Origin of the sequence: Pseudomonas sp. D3-27 (genome assembly GCF_051132165.1) — a bacterium.
Lineage (GTDB): Bacteria > Pseudomonadota > Gammaproteobacteria > Pseudomonadales > Pseudomonadaceae > Aquipseudomonas.
Genome location: NZ_CP071667.1, coordinates 4366911 through 4392327, shown reverse-complemented (window position 1 = coordinate 4392327; position 25417 = coordinate 4366911). Strand labels below are relative to the sequence as shown.

Sequence of the window (25417 nt, the reverse complement as noted above, 5' to 3'; positions counted from 1 at the left end):
TTTCCCACCGCCAGGATGCGAAGTATGGCACGCAAAGCCTTTGAAACTTTTGAAGCTGTTTCCGCTGTTGTTCCCAAGGAAGGTGGCGGCTACTACGCAGCCATCGCCACCAAGGCCATCGGCAGTGCCGAGAAGCCGCGTTTCAATAAAGTGCTCGAAGAGCAGACCTTCGAGACCGCTTTCAAAGCCGATGAAGCGGCTGCCCAGCAGTTGACTCACCTCAAGGGTGTCGACGACGAAGGCGGATTGGTCTGGTAAGCAGCATTTCAAGGATTGCCACAAGTGATCTCACCGCCCATCCTTATCGCGGGCGATGCATCTTGAACAACGCCTCCGGCCCCAGCTGGAAGTAATCCGCCGGCCCGCCGCCGCGCAAGATCGGCTCGGCGGCGGCGGTGTCGTATACCCCGTCCTTCAACAGCCACTTGGCGATGTGAACGGCGACCACTTCGCCCAGAATCAACCAGCTCGGCACAGGCGCCTTGTCCGCTCGCTGCAACTGGATGATCTGCGTGACCTTGCATTCGAAGGACACCGGACTCTCGGCGACGCGCGGCACCTGGATGATCCGCGATGCCGCCGGCGTCAGGCCCGCCAGCTCGAATTCGTTGACCTGCGGCGCGACCATCGCGCAGCTCTGGTTCATCTGCTCAGCCAGTGGGCGCGTGGCCAGGTTCCAGGCAAATTCACCGGTCTGTTCGATGTTGTTGAGGCTGTCTTTGCGACCGACGCTGGAGAACCCGATGATCGGCGGAACGTAGTTGAAAGCGTTGAAAAAACTGTAGGGCGCCAGGTTCAGGCGGCCTTCGCCATCTTGTGACGAGATCCAGCCAATCGGCCGGGGGCCGACAATGGCATTGAACGGGTCGTGGGGCAGGCCATGGCCTTGGGCGGGTTCGTAGTAGTGAATGTCGTCGGGCATGAAGGAGGTAGGTCCGGTGCGTGTCAGAAGGATCCGACGATAGTGCAGCGCCCTGACCCTTTTGTCAGCACCACAAAAAACCTGTGGGAGGTTGCTCGCTCCCACAGGTCTTGGTGTTGCCGGTTGGGATCAGTTGGTCGATGCCGCATCGCTAGGGTCGGAGCCGTCGGCAGCCACGGTGGGCTCGATGGCGTGGTTCTCGTCCTTCTTGGCAACGACGGCGGAACCGGCGCGCTCATGGCTGCTGGCGATGAAAGCGGCCGTGCCGGTACGCTCGAAGCCGTCGTCGGCGAACGCGCTACTGGCCAGTGCGGTGAGGGTCAGGGCGAAGATCAGTTTGGTTTTCATGGTCATACTCCAAGCATCGATAGTTGATGAGCGCGAGGGTGGAGTGCAGCCATTAAGTGGAAATTAATGTAGGAAATGACGCCGTCCCGGAACGACGAAAGGGGCGAACCCGTGCAGGTTCGCCCCTTTTTTTGTACGACTGGCCTGTCAGTCAGTCACGATCCGCGAATGCTTGCGGGTGTCTTTCATGGTGATGTACACCAACAGCGAAACCGCGATGCACGCCGTCACGTACCAGTAGTAGCCGGTCTCCATGCCGATGCTCTTGAACCACAGCGCGATGTATTCAGCGGTGCCGCCGAAGATCGACACGGTCAGCGCGTAGGGCAGGCCGACGCCCAGGGCGCGGATTTCGGTAGGGAACAGCTCGGCTTTCACCACCGCGTTGATCGAGGTGTAGCCGCTGACGATGATCAGCGCGGCCATGATCAGGAAGAACGCGCCCCACCAGGTCTCGATGGTGTGCAGGGTGGTGAGGATCGGCACGGTGAACAGCGTGCCGAGGATGCCGAAGGCAATCAGGATCGGCCGACGACCGATCTTGTCCGAGAGCCCGCCGATGACGGGTTGCAGGCACATGAACAGGAACAGCGTGGCGGCGGAAATGGTGGTGGAGTCGGAGATGCTCATGCCCACCGTGTTCACCAGGTATTTCTGCATGTAAGTGGTGTAGGTGTAGAAGGCCAGGGTGCCGCCCATGGTCAGGCCGACCACGGTCAACAATTCCTTGGGGTGGCGCATCAGGGTGCGCATGGCGCTTTCCTTGGCCTTTTCCTTCTTGGTGAACGACTCGGTTTCTTCCATGCCGCGACGCAGGTACAGCGCAACGATTGCACACAGCGCGCCGATGGCGAACGGGATGCGCCAGCCCCAGGCGTACAGCTGCTCGGTGGTCAGCAATTGTTGCAGCACGATCAGCACGCCGAGGGCGATGAGCTGTCCGGAAATCAGCGTCACGTATTGGAAGCTGGAGAAGAAACCGCGACGTTCCTTGGTCGCCATCTCGCTCAGGTACGTTGCCGAGGTGCCGTACTCGCCACCCACCGACAGGCCCTGGAGCAAGCGGGCGAACACCAGCAGGATCGGCGCGCCGACGCCGATGGTTTCGTAACCGGGGCTCAGGGCGATGATCAGCGAGCCAAAGCACATCAAGTACACCGAGGCCATCAACGCGCGTTTGCGACCGGCGCGGTCAGCGTACAGGCCCATCAGCCAGCCACCGATCGGGCGCATCAGGAAGCCGACGGCGAAGATCGCGGCGGTGTTGAGCAACTGGGCGGTGGTGTCGCCCTTGGGGAAGAAGGCCTTGGCGAAGTACAGCGAGAACGCGGCGTAGACGTACCAGTCGTACCACTCGACCATGTTGCCGACCGAGCCACTGAAGATCGACTTGATCCGGCTGGCGGTGGTTCTTTCACGGGCGGGCGCGGCAGCCGACCCAATGGGAAGGGCGTTTGAGTTATCCATTGAAGGATCCTTCATTTAATTGTTTTTGTGGAGCGCGTAGGAACGCAGCCTGCCAGGGCTATAGCAGGAGCTGTGCCAGGTGGAAGAAGGCCGGTCTAGAGGGGATGTGGCTGTTTAGTGAGCGGAAATCCGCTTATAGCAGCCAGGGGTGTGGGCGGGGATCCGCTTATCAACAAGTAATGGGTTGGCTTCATCGCGAGCAGGCTCGCTCCCACATTCGCCCGGTATCCACAAATCCAGTGTGGGAGCGAGCCTGCTCGCGATGAGGCCAGTCCTGGCACCAAAAAATCAGGGCGACGAAGTCGAAGGCGTGAATTCCAGCTTCAGCTCCCCCCGGTACTGCCCGGAGTTCTTGTCGATCTGATTGAACGGCGGCGTGTCCAAGGTGATGGGCCACGGCGTACACACCACTGGATACGGCACATTGGGCAGCTTCACGGCGCGGATTTCCGCATTGTTGATGCCGTTGAAACTCACTGGTTGCCCGGACACATGCTGCGTCTCGCCGAGGTTGGCGGTGCGGGTGCGCACCTTGTATTCGATGCGGTCACGTTCGCCGCTGCCGCCGGACGTATGGCGGACGAAGAAGCGGCCCTCCATGCCGGGCACGGGGTTGGTGCCGGTGACACGGATTTCATAACTCTGGCTGTTGGCGTTGTAGCCGTCGTAGAGGCATGCATCGACCACGGACCGACCGGAGACGATACCGCCCGGGGCGGTGCTCAACGGGCGAGTACGCAAGTTGAGGTCCACCTGCGGCGTGCTGATGCCGTAGGCGGGCAGGTAGATCTGCATGTTGTTCTGGTCGGTGACGTCCAGCTTGAAGTCGACGGTGAAGGTTCTGGCGGCGCCAATCGGCTCCGAGTAATAGCGCTTGAGCTTGATGATCAACTTCGCCGACCAGATACCACCTGAAGGTAGCTTGGCGAGTTCCGATTGCGGAATCCAGACAGTCGACGCGGTGCCCGTGGTTCTGACCTCGTCGCACCAGCCTGACGCGGTTGCGTTCAGTACGTAGTCCTTCTCCCAGATTCCGCAACTGCTGTTCAGTGCATGCATGCGGGTGACGTAACCCTTGACCGACAGGACAGTCGACAGGCCGCTACGTCTCTCGGTAAACCGCAGCGGAATGTCCGTGATGCCATACCTCCCTGTATCGCCTCTGGTCTGGCATTGGCCGTTGGCTGGGTTGGTATCGGACAAACAAACGAAGTGCATGGTCGTATAGCCTGCGCCTGGCAAATCTTGCTCTTTCCAGCCATGGACCATTCGGGTCCAAAGGTAGTGATCGGCCGGTGGCGCCGAACGGTCAAAGTTGAGTATCACGGACTGATGATGGTCGCTGGGGATGATGTTCCCAAGCGTCGGCAATGCGGTGGCTGCCACGATGAGCGCGCTCAGCCGGCGGGCCCAACGGGTAAAAAATTGTGTTCATTGCGGGCTCTTATGACTGCATTGTTGAATGGAAATAATCGGCGGCTCCACCGGCCCCATCGCGAGCAGGCTCGCTCCCACATTCGCCCGGTATCCACAAATCCAGTGTGGGAGCGAGCCTGCTCGCGATGAGGCCAGTCCAGGCACCACTAATACCTCAGGGCGAAGAGGTTGAGGGCGTGAACTCCAGCTTCAACTCGCCCCGGTACTGGCCGGTGTTCTTGTCGATCTGGTTGAAGGCAGGCGTGTCCAAGGTGATAGGCCAAGGCGTACACACCACCGGAAACGGCACATTGGGCAGCTTCACGGTGCGGATGTCCGCATCGTTGATGCCGCTGAAGGTCACCGGTTGCCCGGACACATGCTGCGTCTCGCCGAGGTTGGCGGTGCGGGTGCGCACCTTGTATTCGATGCGGTCACGCTCGCCTCTGCCGCCGGACGTATGGCGGACGAAGAAGCGACCCTCCATGCCGGGCACCGGGTTGGTGCCAGTGACGCGAATCTCATAGCTCTGGCTGTTGGCGTTGTAGCCGTCGTACAGACAGGCATCAACCACGGACCGCCCGGAGACGAAGCCGCCCGGGGCGGTACTCAACGGGCGGGTGCGCAGGTTGAGGTCGACCTGCGGCGTGCTCATGCCGTAGGCGGGCAGGTAGATCTGCATGTTGTCGCGGTCGGTGACGTCCAGCTTGAAGTCGACGGTGAAGGTGTAGGGGTTTTGATGTGAGTGATACATCTTGAGCTTGAGGATCATTTTCGCCGTCCAGATGCCTCCGCTGGGCAGCTTGGCGAGTTCCGATCCGGGGATCCACAGGGTGGTAGCTGTTCCTTCTGATCGCTGCCGACGGTTATCTTCGTCCTCGTTGCAATAAGTGGGTGATGTGGTGGTTAAGACAAACTGACGGCCATCCATTACTCCATCGCAAGCGCTGAGGGGGTACTTGCGCTGGAGATAGCCTTTGACCACGAGTACGTAGCTGAGACGGCTGCGCCGCTCGGTGAAGCGCAGAGGTATGTCGGTCGTCCCGAGCCGTCCATACGAGGATGTATGGCATTGTCCCGTTGCCGGATCCGTGTTGGACTGGCAGACAAAATGCATGTTCGTGTAACCGGCGGCCGGAGCCAAGGACTGCTCACTCCAGCCATGGAGCATCTGTCTCCAGAGGATGAGATCGGGAGGTTGTGTCCCTCGGTCGAATTTGTCGACCACGGATTGGTAGTGATCGCTGGGATGGACGCCTGCGAAGGCTGGTAATGCGATGACCGCAGCGATGAGCGCGATCAGGCGCCGCCCCCAATGTACGAAAGCTCCGCTCATGGCTGGCTCCTCTTATCTAGTGATAACGCGGCACTGCGACGCGCAGTCCAGCGACCCAGGCGATCCGGGTCGTTCAAATCCTTGGGCAACGCATCCATGGTGGTGCTTTCGCAGGTCAGCGTGCCGACCCGCCGCAGGCTGCTCTGGGCGGCACGGGTTTGTACCGTGCAGGCGTGTACGCCGTTGAGATCCAGGGCGAACAACGGATCGGGGTGGTGATTGAGGTCGACGACGAAGCTGCCGTCCTCGCCGGTTTCCATCATCGATGCATTGAGGATCGCGGCCTGGGCCAGCGGTTGTCCCCGAGCATCCACCAGGCGGCCGACGTAGGTATAACTGAGGGTGGACTCGATCCGTTGCACCGCCAGCTTGCCCGGCGGCAGGAACCACTCGCGGTTGCCGTTGCCGACGTTCACCGTGCTGAGGTTCTGGCGCGAAGTATCGGCGTCGCTGATGCGGGTGTGGGTGGCTTCGAAACCGTTGACCGGGATCAGCCGCTTCTCACCGAAACCGATGCTGGTCTGGGCGCCGTAGCCGCCGCTGACCTTGGCCGCCGCACCCGTGGCGTTTTCCAGCGGCGCGGCGATGATCCCCACGGCTGCGCCTGGGCCGGTGCCGCCCTGGCCCTGGCCCCAGAAAAAGCCCTCGCGGCCCAGGGCCAGGGACGAAGAATGGTTGCCGCTGAACCCAGGTCGCGAATCCTGTTGGTCGCCGCCACGCTGGGCCACCGTCAGGCTGGACTCGCCCCAGTTGCGCTCGATCCGTCCGCCCAACTCGGCGTCCCAACGGCCCAGGTCATCGTAGCCAACCCCGGTGTTCACTTCGTTCCTGCCTTGTTCGCCGTCCCAGGCGCGGGTATGGCCCAGGCTGGTGCGCAGGCTGTCGGGGGCATTCTGCTCGCGGCGCGCGTCCAGGCCGATGTTGCTCTGGCGGTAGCCGCCGGTGGGCGAGCGCTCGTTGTGGGACAGGCTCAGGCTCAGGTACAGGCCATGATCGGTCTCGCGGTTGCCGCTGGCATTGCGGAACGCGCCAACGCGATGAATGAGCTGGAACGGGCCCAGGGCATGTCCACGGGAAAAGCCCACTTGGAATGTCCTGGCCCAGGTGGAGGTGGTCAGATCGCGGGTCGGGTCGTCTTCTTCGGGAAAGTCGTTCCAGTAGGAAAACGGATTCACCTGGGCGTAGCGGTTGTAGTTGTAGCCGGCACTGAGGGTGCCACCGGCCAGGGGCAACGAGGCGCTGGCGGTCAATGATTCGTTGCAGCCGCTCTGCTGGTAGGCACGGGTATTGTGTTCGCACGAAGGGCTCTTCAGCGAGTAGCGGTACAGGCTCCAGGAGACTCCGTGGGTGAAGGTCATCTGCTGGCTGTTGCCGGTCGCGCCGTTGTTGCCGCGCAGCAGGGCGCCTGACAACGACCAACTGCTGGCGCCCAGCGTGCCGGCCCAATCCAGGCGGCTTTCGTTGTAGAACGCCGAGTCCAGCCAGGTAATCGCGCTGGTGAGCGCCAGGTCATCGCGCAACGGAATACGCAGGCCGGTCTGGGCCACGCCGGAAGGGTCCTGTTCGTACAGCGAATGCTCCGCCGTGCGCCCGCCCTGCAGGAACCATTGCACGGTGTCGTCCCCCAGGCCATTGCCATCGGTACGGCTGAAAGGCACGGTCTCGGTGCGGGTGACCTGACCGTTTTCGATCACCCGCAGGGTCACCGGATAGCTGCCGTTGGGGAAGGTCCGGGTGTCGACATTCTGCACGCCGGCATCCAGATAGGACGTGGACAGCAGCTCCTCGCCACGGAACGCATCGACGCGCGAGCGCTGGGTCAGGATCAGCGAGATCGGCGTGCCTTGGCCGACAACCTCGCGGTTGAGGTAGGCCAGGGTGGTGCCGATGCGGGCGCCGTCGATCCGCCCCAGAGGCAACAGGCTGAAGCTGAAGTTGCCGCCCTCGGCGCTGGACAGGTTGCTCATGTCCATGCGTCCGGCCTGGGCGTAGTGTTCGCGCTCGAAATCCTGGCGGTAATAGGCGTTATTGAATTCCAGGCTGCTGTCGCTGCCGCGCTTGCTCTGGTAGGCCTGGTAGTTCCAGGTGAAGCCAACGTGGCTGCTGTCACCCAGGCCGACCGCGCCCAGGCCGCTGGCGCCCAGGGCGCGATAGCTGTCGGCCTGGGCGATGTTGACGTTCTGTCGATGTACCAGGGCGTTCGCTGCCTCGGAAGGCGTATGCAGACGCAGCGCCGCTGTATCGCTGGCCGGCAGCCAATCCTTGCGCATGAGTATCTGCAGGCGCGCGCTGGCCTCGTCGAGAATCACTGCCACCGCGTCGGTGTCCAGGTAACCGCAGCTCGCTTCGCTGGCCAGGCCGTAGGAGCACGCCAACTGGCTGTTGCTGGGCAACGGTTCGGACAGCAGCGGCAGCAACTCTTCGGATGACGCCGAAGCCCCTGCCTCGATCAGCAGGGCCGCGATTCGTTCGGGCTGTTGGAATTCGATACGACCAGGCCGCACCACGACAGGGTGCAGGCCGAGATTACGGTTGAGCAATTGAAGTTCAAGTTGTTCCACCTGACCTTCAACCAGGGCCTCGAAACCGGCCGGCACCTGGGGCAGATCGGTGGACGCGACCGATACGGCATCGGCCAGCGCCCAGGTAAGGGAGATTGAGAGTGCGGTGAAGTGGCGTTTCATACAGGGCCTTGACGAAGGAAAAGGGAAGTACGACGGCGCCGTACCTCCCTTTTTGAGGAAAAACCGGCAGTACTTAAGGCTGCTGGGTCAGCAGCAGGCTGACGATGCCTTCGTAGCGACCGACTTCGGTGATTGTGCCTGGGGTGGCCTGCTCGATTTTCAGATGTTGCTCGATCGAACCGCCGCTGGCATCGCCGCCAGGGAACAGGTCGGCGGCAAGCAGCGGGACACCGTTCATGCTCAATTTCCTTCCGCCATAGCTGACACTCAGATTGATGTCTGTACCTTGAGGGTTGGTCATGTTGGCCAGGACGGGATCGGTGGTCAGTCGCAGGGTCATGTCTTTGTTGACGTCATTCGTGAAGATCCGCGTGCCCACCTGAGTCGCTCTCAGGCCTTCGCCCGGGAAATGGCTCATCTCCATGGACGCCGGCAGCGGGCTGCCGTCCGACTGGAGGATCTCCAGGGTCGGGTCGACGTCGGCGTAGACCAGCAGGCTCTTTTCCACCGCCATGGCGGGCAGCGAGGTCAGGGCGACCAGTGCCAATGGGGCGAATTTCAACAGTTTCATGGGTGTTCCTCTTTTGCTGTGGGTGAACGGGGGCCCAACCACGTGCGGTGCACGTAGCTCGGATCAAAAAAATGGGGGTTACGGCAAGATGGCGAGGGTGCGCGGACGCCTGTCGTCGCTGGTCACGAAACGTACGATTACGTTACCGTTCGCGCCGGGGGCGGAGACGGGCAGGGTACTGCCGGGATACAGGCTGCGGTTGACGTCATTCCAGATGCAGTCCTTCTCGCCCGCTGCGTCGGTACACCGACCCACTTGCAATACGCCGACGCGCAGGGTGCCGTCGTTGCGCAATTCGTTGCCTTTGGGTTGCAGTTTGATGCTGGTACGGCGCTCATCGGGCAGCAGGCGCACCAAGGCGCCCCAGACCAGGTTTACGCCGACTCTGGGCTGCACACCGGATTGTTCGAGGACGTCTTCATCTATCAGGTCGGGTGCTCCCACCGGTTCGAAATAGACCCGGTAGACGGTTTCCTCGGTGGGCATCGACTGAGCGATGATCCGCACCGTGCGGCTGGCGCCGGGGGCCAGTACCGTGCGCTGCGGCGATACGACGATACCCAGCGCATCGGCCGGCGACAGCGGGCTTTCATGTTCGTCCGGCGTGCCGGGACGTTGGATCTGGGTGACGCTGACTTTGATGTATTGCACTTTGTCGGACTTGGAGTGCAGCTGGATCTGGCCAATGCCGTCCTGCTCGGCGCCGATGGTGCTGTTCATCGGGTAGACCACCATGTTCGCGGCTGCCGGAAACGACAGGGTGACGGCGAGCGCCATGAGCGCCAGCTTGCCCATGACAGCCCAGCGATGGATAAACGTTTGATTCGAATGCATTTCAAACCTCAAACAAGGAAGATGGACGGTCACTGTTTTTATGCACCGAGTGCGGGTGGCCTGCTTCGACCGGACCGGCGCCAGGCAAGCAAAGCCAGCCTCTGGACAACGACCCTCGGGCCCCTTTTTTTTCGTTTTTTTTGTCACTTTCACTCTCCGCTATTTTCTGTAGGAAATTTCCGGAGTAGATTCATGCTCAATGCACCCAGCGTGCGTGTTACTGCGAAATGGACAGGATTCCGAGTGCGCGCAGTCTCAGCACGGCCATGGTGCCGATTCTCTGTGAGGCAATGATGGCCGTTGTTTATGTCGGCGATTTTGGTGGGATATATACACCATGTCAATAGTTTTGGTGGAATATATCCACGTTCGGCTGCGCGAAGAGATTGATCGCTGTGGTGTTTCGCTGGCTGCCGCCTCCCGTGGGGCGGGCGAAGCGAGCCCGCAGCGCTTGAAGGAAGTCGTCTCCGGGCGGCAGAAATGTCCAGCCGATCTGGTGGCAAAACTGGCGGCTATCGGAGTGGATGTCCAATACGTCCTGACGGGCGAGCGCGTCCAGGCCGCGCCGGCACTGGCGCCTGATGAAGAGCTGTTGTTGGAAAGCTATCGCGCGCTGGATGTGGCGGGGCGCAAGCGCATGATCGCCCGTCTGATCTCGGGTTAGCCGACGGCGCTGGAGGTTCGTGCAAGGCTTGGCGATGGCTTCGCGGCCAGCCGCCACGCCTCCTTAGATGTCCCGCACAAACATTTCCCGACTCAAACCATGCCGCTGCATCTTTTCATTAAAGGTGCGGCGCGGCAGTTGCAGTTCCTCGAGCACGGCTTTTACGTCGCCTTTATGCCGCGTCAGCGCGGCGCGCAGGCATTGGGCTTCGAACGCTTCCTGCTGGGCCGCGAGGGACTGGCCCGGTTCGGTGTCCAGGGCAGGCGGCTGGTCGAGTCCCAGCACTTGGCGTTCGGCGACGTTGGCCAGTTCGCGCACGTTGCCCGGCCAATCGTGGCTGAGCAGATGGCTCAGTTGCGGGCCATTCAAGGGCACGGCGGGGCGGCCGAGGCGTTCGGCGGCGCCGTGGGTGAAATGCTCGAACAGCAATGGAATGTCTTCGCGCCGTTCACGCAAGGGCGGCAGGCGCAGCTCGGCGATGTTCAAGCGGTAGGCGAGGTCCTCACGAAATCGTCCGGCCCGGGCTTCGTCCAGCAAGTCCGGCTTGGTCGCGGCGATGATGCGCAGGTCCACGTGGATGCTCTGGTTGGAGCCCAGGCGTTCGAGTTTCTTCTCTTGCAGGACTCTCAGCAACTTGGCCTGCTGGGCCAGCGGCATGCTTTCGATTTCATCGAGAAACAGCGTGCCGCCGTCGGCGTATTCGAGCTTGCCGATGCGTTTGCCTTGGGCGCCGGTAAAGGCGCCGCTTTCATGACCGAACAGTTCAGCCTCGAACAGCGGTTCGGGGATCGCCGCGCAGTTCAGCGCAACGAAGGGTTTGCTCGCTCTCGGGCCGAAGTCGTGCAGGCAGCGGGCGACCAATTCCTTGCCACTGCCGGTTTCGCCACGGATCAACACGTTGACCGGCAATGTCGCCAGGTCCAGCACCTGGCGCCGCAGATTCTGCAAGGCGCGGGAGACACCCAGCAGCGTGGTGTCGAGCCTGACCCGAGCGTCGGCCTGCTCGTGCAGGCGACGGTTTTCCAACACCAGGAAGCGCTTGTCCAAGGCCCGACGCAGGCTGCTGAGCAGCGCTTCGGGGCTGAACGGTTTTTCGAGAAAGTCATAGGCGCCGTCGCGCATGGCTTCCACGGCCATCGGCACGTCGCCGTGGCCGGTCAACAGGATCACCGGCAGGTCCGCGTCGCGCTTGCGCACTTGCGCAAGCAGCTGGAGACCACTGAGACCGGGCATTCGTACGTCGCTGAGGATCACGCCAGCGAAGTTGTCCGGTAACCGCGCCAGGCAGTCTTCGGCACGGCTGAACAACTGCACCTGGAACCCCGACAGGCTCAGCCATTGCTCCACGGCCGTGCGGATGCTGTTTTCGTCATCGACGACTATGACCGAATCAAGCATGCAGCTGCGCCTCCTGATCGATGGGCAAGGTCACGCAGAATACCGCGCCGTTGTCATGATTGTCCGCTGTCAGCCGCCCGCCGGATTCGTGGATGATCGCAAATGAAACCGCGAGCCCCAGCCCGAGGCCATCGCCCACCGCCTTGGTGGTGAAGAACGGGTCGAACACCTGGGCCAGATGTTCTTCGGCGATCCCGGTGCCGCTGTCGCTGACGGTCAGGCGCCACAGTTGTTCATCGGCTTGCAGGCGCACTTCAAGGCGCTTGAGGGGCTGTTCGACCATGGCGTCGAGGGCGTTGCGCAGCAGGTTGATCAACACCTGTTCGAGACGGATGGCATCGCCGCGCACCCACGCCGGACGCGTCAGGTGCAAGACGGTACTGACGTTTTCGTCCCGCAGGCGTGTGTCGAGCAATTGCAGGGCCTGGTCGACTACCGCCGCCAGGTCAAGGCGTTCGCGAAGGCCGCTGGGGCTCTTGCGGGCGAAGGTCTTCAGGTGGCCGGTCAGGGCCGCCATGCGGGTCAGCATGTCGTCCACCGGCTTGAGGGCTTTATAGGCATCGTCGACGCGGCCGTGCTCCAGCAGCAGGCGCAGGGTCGCCAGTTGCATGCGCTGGGCGGTCAACGGCTGGTTGATCTCGTGGGCCAGCGCCGCCGACATCTGCCCCAGCGCCGCCAGCTTGGCCGATTGCACCAGGCCGTCCTGGGCGGTGCGCAATTCTCGGGTGCGTTCGTCCACCAGTCGTTCGAGTTCCTGGCGGCTGCGCTGGCGCAGTTTCGCCAGGCGCCAACGCTGGTTCAGAAACAGCAACAGAAACACCAGCGCCAGCCACAACCCGGCGGCGGCGAGCCCGGCGTTGCGCAGGTCTTCGAAGGCGATCTGTGGTCGACGCAGCAAATGCAGGCTCCAGCCTTCGCCGGCCAACGGCAGGGATTCCCAGAGGTACTGCGCCGTACCCTCGGGCGCCTCGACCAGGGTCAGGTGGCTGTTGTCGTCAAAGCGTCGCAGCGGATCGAAGGCCAGGGGTTGCAACGGTTGCTTGTCGTACTGGCGCGTGGCCTTGAGCTCGGCGCGGTCGCTGTCGGTCAAGGGTTGCAAATGGCGATAACGCCAACCGGGGCGATTGGCGATGAAAATGACCCCGCGCGCATCACTGACCAACAGGGTGTCGCTGCCCTGGCGCCATTCGCGCTCAAGCTCGGGAAACTCGAGCTTCACCACCATCGCGCCGAGGAACTCGCCGCTATCGCCAGTGACCGCGCTGGACAGAAAATAGCCCGGGATGCCGCTGGTCACGCCCACCGCATAGAAGCGCCCGGTGCCTTGGGTGCGGGTCTGGAGGAAATAGGGACGAAAGCCATAGTTGTGGCCAACGTAGCTGCTGGGCAACTGCCAGTTGCTGGCGGCGATCGCCAGGCCGGTGTGGTCCAGCAGCTCCAGGGTCGAGGACTGCGCGGCGCCGTTGATTTTTTCCAGCTTGCGGTTCAAGGCATCCTGTTGCGCCGCGCTGACCGGCCCCTTGAGGGCGTCACGCAACTGCGGGTCCAGCGCCAGCACGGCGGGCAGGGCGCGGTAGCGTTCGATCAAGGTGTGCAATGAGTTGGCGTACAGCGCCAATTGCTGGCTCGCGCGGCTGGCGTCTTCTTCCAGGGCCACGCGCTCGGCGTGGCGCACGGCCAGGGTGGCGGCCAGGGCGGCGCCGATGAGGATCAGGGCGATGGCAAGTAACAGGCGCAAGGTACGGGGAGTCGGCAGCATGCAGGCGCGAACCGGTAGAAGTCGGGGCCGAACCATACCATGTTGCTTGCGTGCGCCAAACAGGCTTGGCGTGCTGGCTCCCGATGGTTTTTGTAGCCCGATTGTCCGCGCCGCCGTGTTGTGTCCAGACACAAGTTTCGGCTGGTTCCGACGGGCCGCATCGTTTAGCTTCCCGGGCTCACTTGTCACGGACGACGGCAATACATGACTACCCTGCAAACATTGGTCACGAAGACCTCCCTACTGACCAACCCCCAGCAATGGCTCGTCCATTCGATGCCCGATTGGCTGTCCGGGCTTTCATCACAACAACGCACGGCACTGGCAAAAGCCGTAGGCCCGATACCACCGGGGCTCGCCCAGGCCAGCGCCGCGGATCGGGATCACCTTAAAAGCGCGTTGCAAGCCAGTTGGACATCCCACGGCAAACTGACGCAAATGCTCGGCCGGCTCCGGTCGATCGAGGCATTCGCCGAGCCGCTGTTGGTCGCCGCGTTGAAAAAGCGTTGCAACCTGACGCTGGACGTCAGGCAAACCTATGTGCGGCTCTACATTCCCGAGGGGGTGGCCGCCGCCTACAGGATCCGCACGATTTCCCTGCTGGATGCTGCCCTGCAAAATTTCGAGGCAAAAGAGGCGCGCCCGGGCTACTTCGACGAAGCGTCCTGCTTCATTAGCCAACCCACCGCGAGTGGACAGTTCGATATCTTGTCTATTGGCTCCACCTTGACCTTGCCGGTGTTCGTCGCGCTTTGCCGGGACTTGGACATTGGCGGGCGCTATCAGGCGTACCTGAAGAGCCTTCTGATTGACGAGCCTGTCGGCAGTGCCGTGGCGCAGGAGTGTTTCCAGAACGATGACAGGGATGCCTTCCGGACGGCCGCGACGTTGGCGCGAATCAAAGGCGATATAAGCCCGCAGGTTTACCAAGCTTTGCAAGGCTTGATGACTGGCCAGCGAAGTGTCAGCCATGGCGGCAAGACGCAGTATTGCCACGACCTTTACCTACTCGACACTCGCCTGACCGGCATCGTGATGATCGCCCCGGATCTTGAGCAGAGCCGGCAAGTCGAACCGGTCGTGGTCTATATCCCTCACGATCCCGAGCATCCGCTAAAACAGTACAGCTCCACGGCGGCGTTCCTGGCAGCGCTGGCCGTTCGATTGCGCGCGCAACGTTACCAGCAGTTTTTCAGCCGCTTCATTTCCCTGGCCCACCGCGAACGTTTTTTCGCCGCGCTGGATGCCCGGTTGTTCAAGGCCCGGCGTGAGCCGGTGGAAAATCCCACGCTGCGGATGACTTGCCGGCGGGTAAAGGACGATCTTTGGGACCATGGGTTCGAACAACGACTCAACCAGATCTTCCAGGACGCTCGCCTGATAGCCGTGCCGACGGGGGACGAAGATCTCAAGTCCCGGTGGGCTCGCTGGGACAGTTTCATGCAGGTGGCCGAGACGGTGCTGGAAATGGCCGCTTTTACGGCAGCGTCGTTTGTGCCGGTACTGGGCGAAGCATTGATGGCCTATACCGCCTATCAACTCCTCGATGACACGTTTGAAGGCATCGTCGATTGGTCCCAAGGCCGACGTGCCGAAGCGGCCGCGCATTTGCTCGGGGTGGCCGAAAACATGGCGCTCATGGGGCTTTTCGTGGCGGGGGGGAAAGTGGTGGGGGCTGTGCGTTCCACGCGGCCTTCATCGTTTGTCGAGCAGATGAAAGTGGTCCAGAGCCACGATGGGCAGTCGCGTCTATGGCACCCCGATCTCGCGCCCTACGAGCAGTCGTTGGACCTCAAGACGAACGCTCGGCCACAAGCCAATGGCCTTTATCTTCATCAGGGACAAGAGGTGCTGTTGCTCGGCGACCGGCCGTTCGTGGTCGAGCAGGCCGCGGACACTGGGCAGTATCGGATTCAACATCCCGTGCGCGTCGATGCGTATGCGCCAAAGCTCGCCCATAACGAGGCGGGTGCCTGGGTTCATGAGGGCGAACGCCCGCTGAGCTGGCAAGGGCCAACACTGATGCGGCGCCTGGGGCACAGCGTCGAGTCTTTTTCGGATGAAACCCTGGAGCAGATCCGTATCGTCAGCGGCGTCGAAGAGGCAAGCCTGCGTCAACTCCACGTCGAACATGCCCGACCTCCGGTGTTGCTGGCCGAAACCGTCAAGCGCTTCCGGGCCGCGCAGGGCAGTCCAACCGGTATCGAGCCGGTCGACGAGGCGGGCAGTGCTGGCGCCCAGGTCTTGCGCAGCGAGTTTCCCCAGTTGCCCCGCGCAGTGGCGGACGAGCTGCTGGTTGACGTCACCGAGGTGGAGCGCCGGCAGATGAGTGAGCGAGGGTACTTGCCTCTGCGCCTGCGCCAGGCGGCCCGTACGGCCATGGGCGAATGGCGAATTGTCCAGGCCTACGAAGGCTTGTATTTGCCCACGAAGGGCAACCCCGACACCTGGCGGTTGGCGTTGCACAGCCTGGAGCATCTGCCGGGTTGGCCGGCGCAGGTGCGTATCGAGATTCGCGACGGGGCGCTGGAGGGGCCGCTGCTCGACAGCGTCGGACCGTCGTCATCGGTGGTGCGCAAGGTGCTCGTGCCGGTGGAAGAAGCGACGCCTGGGTTGTTTGGCGAGCAAGGTAACTCGGTGGACAGTGCCGACGATTTCTATACCGAAATCCTGAGCGCCTTGACCGAGGCCGAGCGTCGGGCGTTGGGTTACAAGCTCGGCGATGGGTCCTTGCTGGGGAAGGCTGTTCAACAAGCGCCGCTAGACCGGACGACGTTTCGCAAAGTCCTTCTGAACGCTGCCGGGACGGCGGAGGATCCACCGATAGTCGCACGTTTGCTCGGGGAGCAACCGGGCTATGGGCGGCTCGATGAGCAATTGCTTGGAACCGGTGATGCGTTGAGTCTGGAGGCGCGGTTCAAGGTGCTGTATCCGGAAGCGTCGACTCAGAGTTTTGCCCGGTTTGTTGAGTCATTCCACTCTGAACAGTTGGCAATACAAAACCTCGTGGGTCGCGAATTGGAGTTTGAGGGGCTGAGCAACTCGCTGGAAAACTGGGTGGCGATCAAGAGGGGCGATGTGGTTGCCATTGATCAGCTCTACCACAAGGGAAAACTTGCTTCGGCGCTCAAGCAGTGTTGGCGGGCTGGAGTGGATACGCCGCCTCAGGGGTATATTCTGAATCTGGATTACTTCTGGTCAAGTAACACTTTCGATTGCTTTCCAACCCTGGAAACGGCGTTCCCCCATGTGAGCGAACTGAAGTGGCGCCATGGCGCGCTGGATACTGATCTGACAGCGTTTCTCGGTTATTTCCCCAATCTCAAGACGCTGGACCTGAGTCATAACGATCTGACGGTGTTACCACGGCTAGAGCCCCATCTTGCAGATTTGCGGGTGTTGGACCTCGCACATAATCAATTGAGTCTCACCGCTCAAAACGTCGCTGACCTGGGAGGCTTGAGTCGCCTTGAGGTGTTGAAGTTGGGCAACAACCCCGCCTTGAACCTGCTGCCCGACATCACTCGCATGTCGGAGCTCGCCATGCTTGACTTGCAACAGACTGGTGTTACTGAGTGGCCGCCAGGTTTACTGACTGTCACACGACCCCGCTCCTTCGAGCTGAATCTGGAGGGTAATTCCATAGACCGTATTCCAGAGGTCACGCCCGGCTCCGAACAGGCCCGGTTGATCGCCCGGACTCGCTTGAGTCGCGACCAGCTTCCAGAAGACAGTTTGCGCCAATTCCAAGGCTATATGCGTTCGGTGGGTTATGACCCGGCGCGCAGCTATCCACCCAAGGGCGAGGAAACCAGCCAATACTGGCTTGAGAGCCTTGCCGATGACGCGCGAGTTTCCCGTCAGCGTACCTGGGACGAGCTTGAGCGCGAACCTGGCGCCCAGGGTTTTTTTGAGATGTTGGAGCAACTGACAGAGGCCGCCGATTACGTCGAAGAGGACTATCGTCCTCAATTGATAGGGCGAGTCTGGAGAATGCTCGACGCCGTGTCCGAAGACGCGACATTGCGCGAGGAGCTGTTCCGCATGGCGATCAACCCGGATTCCTGTGCCGACGCCGGGGCGCAGTTGTTCAACGAAATGGGCATCAAGGTTTTGGTCCATGAAGCGTATCGGGCGAGCGATGCTACTCAGGTCGAGGCCAAGCTGCTGGCGCTGGCCAAGGGCAAGTCGCGGTTGGATCAGGTCAATGAAATTGCCCGCGCGACGATTCAGAATCGATTGCAGGCGGGTGAGACGTTTATCACCCTGGACGAGGACGGGGAGTTCTCGGGAAGCATCGATGAGGTGGAGGTCTACCTGGCGTTCGAGACCGGATTAGCGGAGCGTCTGGGTTTGCCATGGCAATCGCAAGGGATGTTGTTCAGAGGTGTTTCCGGCGTGGATGACGCTGCCATGGACCTGGCTTATCAATCGGTCCTGGAACTGGAAACCGGCGACGGATTGGTGGACCAAATCATTGGGCAGCGGTTTTGGCGGACCTATCTTAAAGGTCGGCACCCACACGCCTTTGAGCGCAATGCCTCGGTGTATCAGCAGAAAGCCGAGGCCCTGTTGGATCAGCAAGTCGCGGGCTCGCTTTCGCAAGCCGACTACGAACGAGGCATGAGTGAACTGGCCCATGAACGGAAGGCCTTGTTACGGCAACTGACATTAGATGCGATGGCAGGGCCTAGTTGGTGTACGGCCTGGCCAGGTCATTCCACTGTGAATGAGTTGTCTGCACCCATTCGGTCACGATGTCAAATTTCAGCAGATCGTCTGCGGCGTCCGAGGGGCCTCTAAGGATATTGGTGCAGTTGAAGCAGGCGGGAAAGCCTCGACCCAGTTCTCGCTTGCTGCCGGCAATCTTTTGGGTGACGACAATTATCTGCGATGGATCCGTCGCCCCGGTGATGTTCTGCTGGATATTCAGCGCGACGTTCGCGCCGATGCTTTCAGCATGCAGGCCGGGAAGTCCTGCGACCTTGGGAAGGTAGTTGTTGCCCGCACTGATGTGATTTTCGAGCCGCTGTTTGACCAAGGGATGCAACACCGGGGCTTCGTGTTCAATCCCCGTCAAGTTCGTCGGCGTTGGGTTTGATCCCGTGTAGAGTTTCATGGGGCGTTTGGCGTCCCTGAACGTTTCAATGAGCTTGTTTTCCAGGAAAGCTTCGTAACGGGTGATATCTCCAAACTGGAATATGCCCCCCGAGGTCAGGAAATCTTCCTCGGTGTTCTGAACGGGATCACGGGACACCCGAACCCCCTCGGACATAAGTTCCAATGAGTCGGGTAGTGGAATGTTGTAGAGGTCAGTCAAGTAACGGGTTTCGTCAGGGTTATTGCCAGGAATTTCAAAGCCAGCATGGGCACTCAGTATGTCTCTACTGGTTTTAGCGAATGACTCTGCCTCTGGATGTTTTTGGTAATGCTGTTCCCGCGCCTTGAGTTTTTTGGCATTTGAACCCTTGATCTGGTTCTCATCAAACGGGGCATCTCCGCCTTTCAAGATGTGCTGAGTGCGCCGGGTCATCTTGTCCATGAGCTGCTCTCCTTTTATCAGCCCCAGGTTGTCGCTATAGCGAACAGGGTTATTCCCCACCATCGCATACAAATTCAACCCATCCACCGGCCCCGCCGGGTCCGGGTTGATCCAACGCATCATCCATGCTGCGTAATAACGAAACCCGTAGTAATAGAGCCCACTGGCATCGCGCTCCTTGCCGGAATAACGAACGGTCTTGTAACTGGCCTGCACTTGGGAATCCGCCGCCCACCACGCCGTGCCGCCGAAGGGGTAGTAACCTTCATGGCTGATGAGTTGCGCATCCTGGTCCAGTTCCATGACCAACGAGCCCAGATGATCTTCAAGGCAATAGCGCAGTTGGCCTTGTTCGATTTCAGCCGGCCGGCCTTTGACCCAATACAATCCGCGCACGTTGGAGGCAGGGCCTTGGAATGTGCAGACGTGCAGTTCTTCGCTGTCATCCAGGATGCGGATTTCCAGGCCAGGCAAATAACGCACGTCCCGCACATGGACGACGGATGCGGCCTGGGTGGTCTGCCGCTTGTGCATGCGAATGCCCTGAGCGTCGTAGCTGTAGTGTTCGGCGTCGTCCTCGGCGTTGTGACGGTGGACCTGGGTCACCTTCTGCAATTGATTGCGCCAGTTCCAGGTCAAGCGTTGTCTGGAGGAGGGCAGGCTCAGTTGATTGCCACCGGCATCGAAGTCCAGATTGTCGCCGGGAGCTGCGTCGCCCTTTTGCCATTGCCGGCAGCGGTTGCTTGACGGGTCCATGGTCAGGCGCAATGTGTGCGCCTGCCCCGGCGTGGCGCTGCTGTGGATCAGTTTCTCCAGATTGCCGCCGTGGTCATACTCGTAGTGTTGGGTGTACGGAGTTCGCAGGGTCAGGTCTGAGGGCGGGACGAGCCCCGGCAATTGCGGTTGCGTACCTGCCCCGGACATTTCCAGTCCCGTGGCGCTTTCCAGGCGATAGAGGCTGTCATACACAAAGGTCCGAACGCCTTCGCTGCGCTGGTTGGCGTGGTAACGCACGACATGGGTGTGATCGGTAATGGAGGTGACATTGCCGACGAGGTCGTAGAGGTAACTCAAGTGTTGGTGGATATCGCTGCCTTTCGTGGCCTTGAGCTCAATCAGATGTCCGCCGGCCGGGTCGTAGGCAAAGGTTGTCTTGATGCCGTTACCGGCTGTATATGCTTGACGCTGGCCCTCGGCACTGTGTTGGAATTCATGAGCAATCAGCTCTTCAGTCGGGCTGCCGGCCCATTGCAAATGCACGCGCTTGGGTTGGCCGGCCACATCGAACTCGATGCTTTGCTTATGCCCCTTGGCATCCGTCTGGTTCAGGGCTCCCCCCACGGCGTCGTAGCGCCAGCGTGTGTCGTAGCGGGCAGGCTCCAGCAAACGCTCGCGGCCTGCTTCATCGTCCGGCCAGTCGGGTAGCTCCAGCGTATCCAGGAACCGTTGCCCTTGATCCAGCGGCAAGCCTGCCAGCGAAAAGTCGTCAACGGTGACCAGCCCGGCCGTGTCGTAGTGCTCCACCAATTGACCGCATCGATTGTGCAGGGCGTCTTCGGTCGAACGACTGGCGTAGCGCAGGCGGCCAACCGTGGCCCAGGCTTGGTCCGGGCCGCGCTCGCGGATCAGCGTGGGCCGCAATTGCGAGTCGTATTCGGTTTGCTGCTCGCTGCCACGGGCATCCCAGCTGTGCAGGCGCTGGCCGGCCAGGCCAGGCAGTTCGCAACGCAGCCCAGCATCGATGTTTTCAGTGCGCAGCGGTGTGCCCGACAGACTGTAAATGCTGTGGAGGTTGACGGTTTTCGTGCCGTGGAAGCGAGGGTCCCATTGGTCGACGATGCGTCCGGCGAGGTCATATGCCTGGGCCGTGACCAGCCGTTGGGTTTCGTCGCTGGTCGAACCGCGCAGGTGATCCACCCGCCGTACCGGCCCAGCCCAGCCGTTGAACACCGCCACGACCGGCGTCTTTCGATGAACCTGGGGGGTCATTGGGCTGGCCCCGGATCGGTATCGTTGTAATCGTGATCACACCGGTACCACGGATGGTAGACATGCCAAGCCTCGTGCCCCTTGGCATTGATGACCTTGACCAAGCGTCCGATCGGGTCATAGAACTGCTGGTCGTGATAGCCGTGCTCGCGCAGCGAGGCGTCCTTGATGTAGCGCCAGGCATCGGCGAAGTAGGGGCGATAGACACGGGTCACCAGCCCCTTGTTGTTGTACTCGACCCGTTCGCTGACGCGCCAGCGCGGGTCGGCCTCGTGCTGTATCGGTTTGTCATCGGGGCCCAACAGCAGCGTGCCGTTCTCGGCGACGGCGTAGGCGACGCCGGGCTCCACCAGTTGTTTGGTTTGCAAAGCGCGTCCGAATCCATCGACGGCGCTCAGGGCGATGCGGATTTGTTGCAAGGGGTCGTCCGGGTAGCGATCGGCGCTGAGCACGACACTGTGGGCCGGCTCTTGGGTGGTGGCCTGGATGAGCGCCCACAGCAGTTCTTCGCCGGCGGTGCGGGTTTTAAGCCGGGCCAGGCGCACCCGCGCCGAGGCTCGGATGTGGCCGCTGGGCAGCAGATATCGGGCATTGATCCATTCGTCGCGCTGCGCCGGCAGGACCAGCGACAAATCGAGCTCGCCCATCCAGCTCAGGTTGTCGATGCGCGCTGCGCTGGCGATATCACCCAGGGTGGCTTCGGGGTCCTCGATGGCGTGGCCGGGCGACAAATCATCGGGTGGCTCATAGCCATCGATGGGATAAAAACCTGCGGGGATGCCGTTCTCGGTCCCATGGAAACTGACGCCCAAGGGCACGCCGGAGGGACCATAAAGCGCCTCGCGCACGTTGTCGTTGGCGTCAATGATGCGGCAGGGCAACAGCGAGTGATAGTCGTACTCGACGTGGGTCGCGCAGCCGTCCGGCACAGTGACGGTGATGGGCATCAAGTGAAAAGAGTCGTATTCGGTGCTTGTCAGGCCATGACTCTGGGTTTCTTGCAACGCGCTGATATGGAAGAAGCCTGCGAGTGGCCGGTAGGTGGCGAAACCGACTTTCTTCGACCAGAGATTCCGGGCCTCGTCCTCTTCTGGGTCTTCAGGCAGGAACAGCCTCATCGGCTCGTAGCCGACCATTTCCAGTTGTTCACGGATATCGAACGGTTCGGGCACGACGTCGTAGGCCTCCAGCGCCTGCTTGTCGAACTCGGCCACTTCCAACGGACCGCGCAAGGCTTGGAACGGGGCATCACTCAAGTAGGTTTGCTCCTCGAGAGCGATCAGCACGCGGGCCGTGTTCCAGTGCTCGCTCTCGTGGTGTTCGAGGAAACACTCGTAGCTGACCTGCTGCGGGTTCAGCCCTGCGGGGAGTGAGCCTTTTGGCAATTGGAACCCATTGGTCCGAGCGCGCCAGGGCAGGCCCAGCCGTTGACGCGGCGGTCTTTCTTTCTCGAAAAAGTGCTTATAGGCGGCCAGGCTTTCGGTCAGGTGATACACCTGTTGCTGATCGTCGTGGGCGTCGCGCCACCAGATATCCTGGTCTTCGTCCCCGAAGGGTGGATCGTCCGCCGCGCTCAGGCGCCGCGCGTAGTGGACGACGAAGCCGTGCTCCAGCTGACCGTAGCGGTTCCAGCCGAGGTTGACGATGTGCTGGGTTTGGGGGTCGTTGATAAAACCATCGTATTGATGGCTGATCATTTCCAGTTCCAGTACCTGAAGGCTCTTCTGGCGGTCATGGGGGGAACGCAGTAAATAACGTCGCCGGGCCACTGTTTGGGGCTTGGTCATGTCGGGCGACTCGCCCTCGTGGGTCTCGCTGCGCAGTACGTGACCGCCCAGGGCGTAGGCCATGTCCCGAGCGGTGTCCGGGTCGGAAAAGATAACTTCGTCAGCCTTGTCCTGTTCGTGGAGCCGGGTCAGCAATGTGCGGCCCAGGGGCGGCGCGTCGGGGTCGGCGTCGAAACAGTCCTTCAGGGTTTGGTCGACGGTGCGACCGGTGTGGAACCAGGTCTTGACCAGCACCGGTGCGGTGAAACCGCTGTCGCGCTCAACCGAAGGCAACTCGCTGTCGAGCTGGTACAACCGGCCAAATCCCCGGAACTCTCGGTGATAGCCGTCGTAGTCGCCTTCGTAGTAGGTGAAGCGTTGGGTCAGGCAATTTCCAGTGATTTCGTCCTCCTGTTGTTGCCGGGCCACCAGTGGCAAAGCCATGGGCAGGTAGCAGTCCAGCGCTTCGCCCTTCGCCGCGCGCTGAGCTTTTTCGTCCAACCAGAACTGCGCGCTGCTGCGGTGGGCGAGGGTGCTGTTGCAGCCCATGTTGTTGTTGGTGGCGTTAAGCAGGTAGGGCCGCGCGGCGACAAAATCGTAGCGCCAATGGCGCGGTTTCATGTCCGCGCTGTGATGGGGAATACTCAGGAGCAGGCTGGCGCAGCCCAAACCTTGCAGATCGGCCAGGGTGACCTGGCAGAGGTTGTCGTAGCGCATGCCTTGCGGCCAGGGCACCCGCACGGGTGTCTGTTCAAGGCAATTGCCGCCATGGTTCAAGTAGATTTCGAAACAGTCGCTGCGCAGGTAGATCAGCGCCGGCGCGCCGGAACCGTCCAGGTCGGCGATCCGCACCCGTTCGGCGTTGAACTCGGTGTAGGTGAAGGGCAGCGCGCTCATCACAAAGCCCTTGCCGAAACGCCCATGGCCCAGGTTCGGCCAGCACTTGATTTCATTGGAGCGGATACGGCACAGCTCGCTGCTGTCGCTCCCCAGCATGTTGGCGAACAGCACCAGTTCGCTGCGTACATCGCTGAACAAGGGCAGGGTGCTGTCGGGTTCATGGGGAACGTCCACGCCGGCGGCGAACCCGTCCTGGCGCAGGTTGGCGTACAGCCGCACGCTGTTGGGGCCGACCATCGCCAGGGAGCGCAGGCCGTCGCCCGTCAGGTCGCCCAATTGCGCGGCGGGGTGCAGGAACTCCGTGGGGAAGCGCTTGAAGTCGGTGAAGGTCGACCAACTGCGGTCCGGGTTGAGCGTATAGAAGCCACTCATGCCGGGCTGGGCGATGACCCAATTGAGGCGGCCATCGCCGCATAGATCGGTCAGCACCTGCATCACCAGTGTGTTGTCGGCGGCGATTGGGCTGCTTGGCAGAAGGGTCCACGGGGCGTACTCGATTTTATCAGGATCGTCCCCCGGGGCGCGCTGGGGCTCGCGGTAATACCAGCCGTTGCTGTAGCGGCACAGGAAACCAGGAGCGCCTTCGCCATAAAGGTCGACGCATTGATAACGGCGGCTGTCTTCCAGGGCCGGCATGGTCTCCAGGGCAAAAAAAGCTTCAGGTTCGTAGTTGGGTTTGAAGTCGGTGTACTGGAGTTCGATCGGCGGCGTGTATTCGACCCGATCCTTGGCGTCCCAATGCTGGTAATGGGCGGTGGTCAACAGGCTGTAGCTACATTGAGTGTCGCTGTATTCGAGCAGTAGCCGTCGTACCAGCGCGGGTTCGTTTCCGTTTTCGGCTTCGGCGGGAAACTGGTGAAACATCAGCACTTGGTGGCAGAGGCGCCGCGTGCCCACTTCGAAGCCGTATCGGTACGCGTGGATCGGATCGCTACGGAGTCTCCAGACATCTTCGTCGGAGGCCGACCAAGTGGGTTTTTCCGCCAGTTCACAGGTGCGCTGGCCATAGTCGAACAGCAAGTGAAAGTGCCAGGGGAGGCTGGCCGGGTCTTCTTGTTCCATGCAGTACAAGGTTTCGCTGGCCGTGGCGTTGCCGTAGCACAACCGTCGTAGGTAACGCTGGGTGCTGTAGTCGTGGGGGCCGCCGGAAGGGCCGGGGTCGGCCTGGTACTCGTAGTAGATGTGTTCGCCCAGGGGGCTGACCTCTTCCAGCAACAGCCACTCGGCGATACGCGAGGGGACTTGCGGGTCGGCAATGCGCGAGTTCGGGCTTTTCCCATAGCAATACACGTGGCCGTTGCTGCCCTGAACTCGCCAAAACGGTGGGATGTTGAAGCTCGTACACAGTTCATAGATGTCGAAGGTGCTTTCGATTCTGGGGTAATAACGCACGACCTCAAAAATATCGTCGCGGACGTTGCGGCTGGTCTGTGCTTCAAGATCCGGCCAAAGATCCACCCCGTCCGGGCCGACCATGACGTCGTCTTGGCTGTAATGCGGGACGCCTTTGCTGGTCTTGCGCCGAATGCTGGGGATCGACAGTTGCATGCCGATGCCGAACACACCGTTGCCGCCCTGGCTGTTGTAATGCAGGGCCAGCGCCGGCGTCAGGTGACGGGCACTCGATATCGGCAGGGGCAACTCGAAGGAAGCGGCGCCCCGCGTGCCGACCGGGCCGAGGCTGTTGCCGAAGGTGGCGATTGACGCACTACCGGCGATTGTTGGCGTGATGATTTGAAGGGGGGCTTGTTCGGCCATTTGTCGTTCATCCCTTTGACCTTGGCCGGGGGCGATTCCCGGCCAGGATGAGGATGCCAAGGG

General features: G+C 61.4%; 15 protein-coding genes. 3 read left to right on the top strand and 12 right to left on the bottom strand.

The genetic code is table 11. The features are described from left to right. Positions 1-24 precede the first annotated feature (24 nt). Positions 25-258, top strand: coding sequence for a hypothetical protein (locus J3P92_RS19905; RefSeq protein WP_434560385.1), 234 nt, complete (start codon positions 25-27; stop codon positions 256-258). Positions 259-301: 43 nt separating this feature from the next. Here J3P92_RS19905 and J3P92_RS19900 read toward each other — a convergent pair whose 3' ends face one another. The 8 genes from J3P92_RS19900 to J3P92_RS19865 form a co-directional block, all read right to left on the bottom strand. After that, positions 302-922, bottom strand: coding sequence for a flavin reductase family protein (locus tag J3P92_RS19900; protein WP_420765312.1), 621 nt, complete (start codon positions 920-922; stop codon positions 302-304). 129 nt (positions 923-1051) lie between these two features. Further along, positions 1052-1270, bottom strand: coding sequence for a hypothetical protein (locus tag J3P92_RS19895; protein WP_420765311.1), 219 nt, complete (start codon positions 1268-1270; stop codon positions 1052-1054). A 147-nt stretch (positions 1271-1417) separates the two neighbouring features. After that, positions 1418-2737: an MFS transporter gene (locus tag J3P92_RS19890; RefSeq protein WP_420765310.1), complete on the bottom strand. Its 1320-nt coding sequence runs from the start codon at positions 2735-2737 to the stop codon at positions 1418-1420. 288 nt (positions 2738-3025) lie between these two features. Continuing rightward, complete coding sequence (locus J3P92_RS19885; RefSeq protein WP_434648780.1) at positions 3026-3955, bottom strand: CfaE/CblD family pilus tip adhesin; 930 nt, start codon at positions 3953-3955, stop codon at positions 3026-3028. A gap of 373 nt (positions 3956-4328) precedes the next feature. After that, positions 4329-5270: a CfaE/CblD family pilus tip adhesin gene (locus J3P92_RS19880; protein ID WP_434651161.1), complete on the bottom strand. Its 942-nt coding sequence runs from the start codon at positions 5268-5270 to the stop codon at positions 4329-4331. Between the two features lie 215 nt (positions 5271-5485). Further along, complete coding sequence (locus tag J3P92_RS19875) at positions 5486-8173, bottom strand: TcfC E-set like domain-containing protein (protein WP_434648778.1); 2688 nt, start codon at positions 8171-8173, stop codon at positions 5486-5488. 73 nt (positions 8174-8246) lie between these two features. Further along, the gene (locus tag J3P92_RS19870; RefSeq protein WP_434648776.1) at positions 8247-8744 is read right to left on the bottom strand and encodes a CS1 type fimbrial major subunit; all 498 of its coding nucleotides are present in this window, start codon (positions 8742-8744) and stop codon (positions 8247-8249) included. 78 nt (positions 8745-8822) lie between these two features. Continuing rightward, entirely contained in the window at positions 8823-9578 is a 756-nt protein-coding gene (locus J3P92_RS19865) for a hypothetical protein (protein WP_434648774.1), read from the bottom strand. A 337-nt stretch (positions 9579-9915) separates the two neighbouring features. Here J3P92_RS19865 and J3P92_RS19860 point away from each other — a divergent pair, with 337 nt between their 5' ends. Then, complete coding sequence (locus J3P92_RS19860) at positions 9916-10242, top strand: hypothetical protein (RefSeq protein ID WP_420765304.1); 327 nt, start codon at positions 9916-9918, stop codon at positions 10240-10242. Between the two features lie 63 nt (positions 10243-10305). Here the strand turns inward: J3P92_RS19860 and J3P92_RS19855 are convergent, their stop codons facing one another. Both J3P92_RS19855 and J3P92_RS19850 read right to left on the bottom strand, forming a co-directional pair. Then, positions 10306-11640 (bottom strand): sigma-54-dependent transcriptional regulator, encoded by a 1335-nt coding sequence (locus J3P92_RS19855; RefSeq protein ID WP_434648772.1) that lies wholly within the window; start codon positions 11638-11640, stop codon positions 10306-10308. Next, a complete protein-coding gene (locus J3P92_RS19850; RefSeq protein ID WP_434648770.1) occupies positions 11633-13399 on the bottom strand; it encodes a sensor histidine kinase in 1767 nt (588 codons plus the stop codon). The genes J3P92_RS19855 and J3P92_RS19850 overlap by 8 nt, the downstream gene beginning before the upstream one ends. Before the next feature lie 204 nt (positions 13400-13603). On the opposite strand from J3P92_RS19850, the gene J3P92_RS19845 reads away from it, so the two are divergent. Next, the gene (locus tag J3P92_RS19845; protein WP_434648768.1) at positions 13604-18202 is read left to right on the top strand and encodes an NEL-type E3 ubiquitin ligase domain-containing protein; all 4599 of its coding nucleotides are present in this window, start codon (positions 13604-13606) and stop codon (positions 18200-18202) included. Here the strand turns inward: J3P92_RS19845 and J3P92_RS19840 are convergent. Both J3P92_RS19840 and J3P92_RS19835 read right to left on the bottom strand, forming a co-directional pair. Next, positions 18090-20930, bottom strand: a complete 2841-nt coding sequence (locus J3P92_RS19840) for an RHS repeat-associated core domain-containing protein (protein ID WP_434648766.1) — start codon at positions 20928-20930, stop codon at positions 18090-18092. The genes J3P92_RS19845 and J3P92_RS19840 overlap by 113 nt on opposite strands. Then, on the bottom strand, positions 20927-25354 hold the full coding sequence (locus J3P92_RS19835) for a SpvB/TcaC N-terminal domain-containing protein (RefSeq protein WP_434648764.1): 4428 nt from the start codon (positions 25352-25354) through the stop codon (positions 20927-20929). Before J3P92_RS19835 ends, J3P92_RS19840 begins: the two co-directional genes overlap by 4 nt. Positions 25355-25417: the final 63 nt, after the last annotated feature.

Excerpts from the sequence above, each read along its gene's own strand:
- J3P92_RS19905 (WP_434560385.1), top strand. The coding sequence starts at position 25 with ATGGCACGCAAAGCCTTTGAAACTTTTGAAGCTGTTTCCGCTGTTGTT.
- J3P92_RS19900 (WP_420765312.1), bottom strand. The coding sequence starts at position 922 with ATGCCCGACGACATTCACTACTACGAACCCGCCCAAGGCCATGGCCTG.
- J3P92_RS19895 (WP_420765311.1), bottom strand. The coding sequence starts at position 1,270 with ATGAAAACCAAACTGATCTTCGCCCTGACCCTCACCGCACTGGCCAGT.
- J3P92_RS19890 (WP_420765310.1), bottom strand. The coding sequence starts at position 2,737 with ATGGATAACTCAAACGCCCTTCCCATTGGGTCGGCTGCCGCGCCCGCC.
- J3P92_RS19885 (WP_434648780.1), bottom strand. The coding sequence starts at position 3,955 with ATGCACTTCGTTTGTTTGTCCGATACCAACCCAGCCAACGGCCAATGC.
- J3P92_RS19880 (WP_434651161.1), bottom strand. The coding sequence starts at position 5,270 with ATGCATTTTGTCTGCCAGTCCAACACGGATCCGGCAACGGGACAATGC.
- J3P92_RS19875 (WP_434648778.1), bottom strand. The coding sequence starts at position 8,173 with ATGAAACGCCACTTCACCGCACTCTCAATCTCCCTTACCTGGGCGCTG.
- J3P92_RS19870 (WP_434648776.1), bottom strand. The coding sequence starts at position 8,744 with ATGAAACTGTTGAAATTCGCCCCATTGGCACTGGTCGCCCTGACCTCG.
- J3P92_RS19865 (WP_434648774.1), bottom strand. The coding sequence starts at position 9,578 with ATGCATTCGAATCAAACGTTTATCCATCGCTGGGCTGTCATGGGCAAG.
- J3P92_RS19860 (WP_420765304.1), top strand. The coding sequence starts at position 9,916 with ATGTCAATAGTTTTGGTGGAATATATCCACGTTCGGCTGCGCGAAGAG.
- J3P92_RS19855 (WP_434648772.1), bottom strand. The coding sequence starts at position 11,640 with ATGCTTGATTCGGTCATAGTCGTCGATGACGAAAACAGCATCCGCACG.
- J3P92_RS19850 (WP_434648770.1), bottom strand. The coding sequence starts at position 13,399 with ATGCTGCCGACTCCCCGTACCTTGCGCCTGTTACTTGCCATCGCCCTG.
- J3P92_RS19845 (WP_434648768.1), top strand. The coding sequence starts at position 13,604 with ATGACTACCCTGCAAACATTGGTCACGAAGACCTCCCTACTGACCAAC.
- J3P92_RS19840 (WP_434648766.1), bottom strand. The coding sequence starts at position 20,930 with ATGACCCCCCAGGTTCATCGAAAGACGCCGGTCGTGGCGGTGTTCAAC.
- J3P92_RS19835 (WP_434648764.1), bottom strand. The coding sequence starts at position 25,354 with ATGGCCGAACAAGCCCCCCTTCAAATCATCACGCCAACAATCGCCGGT.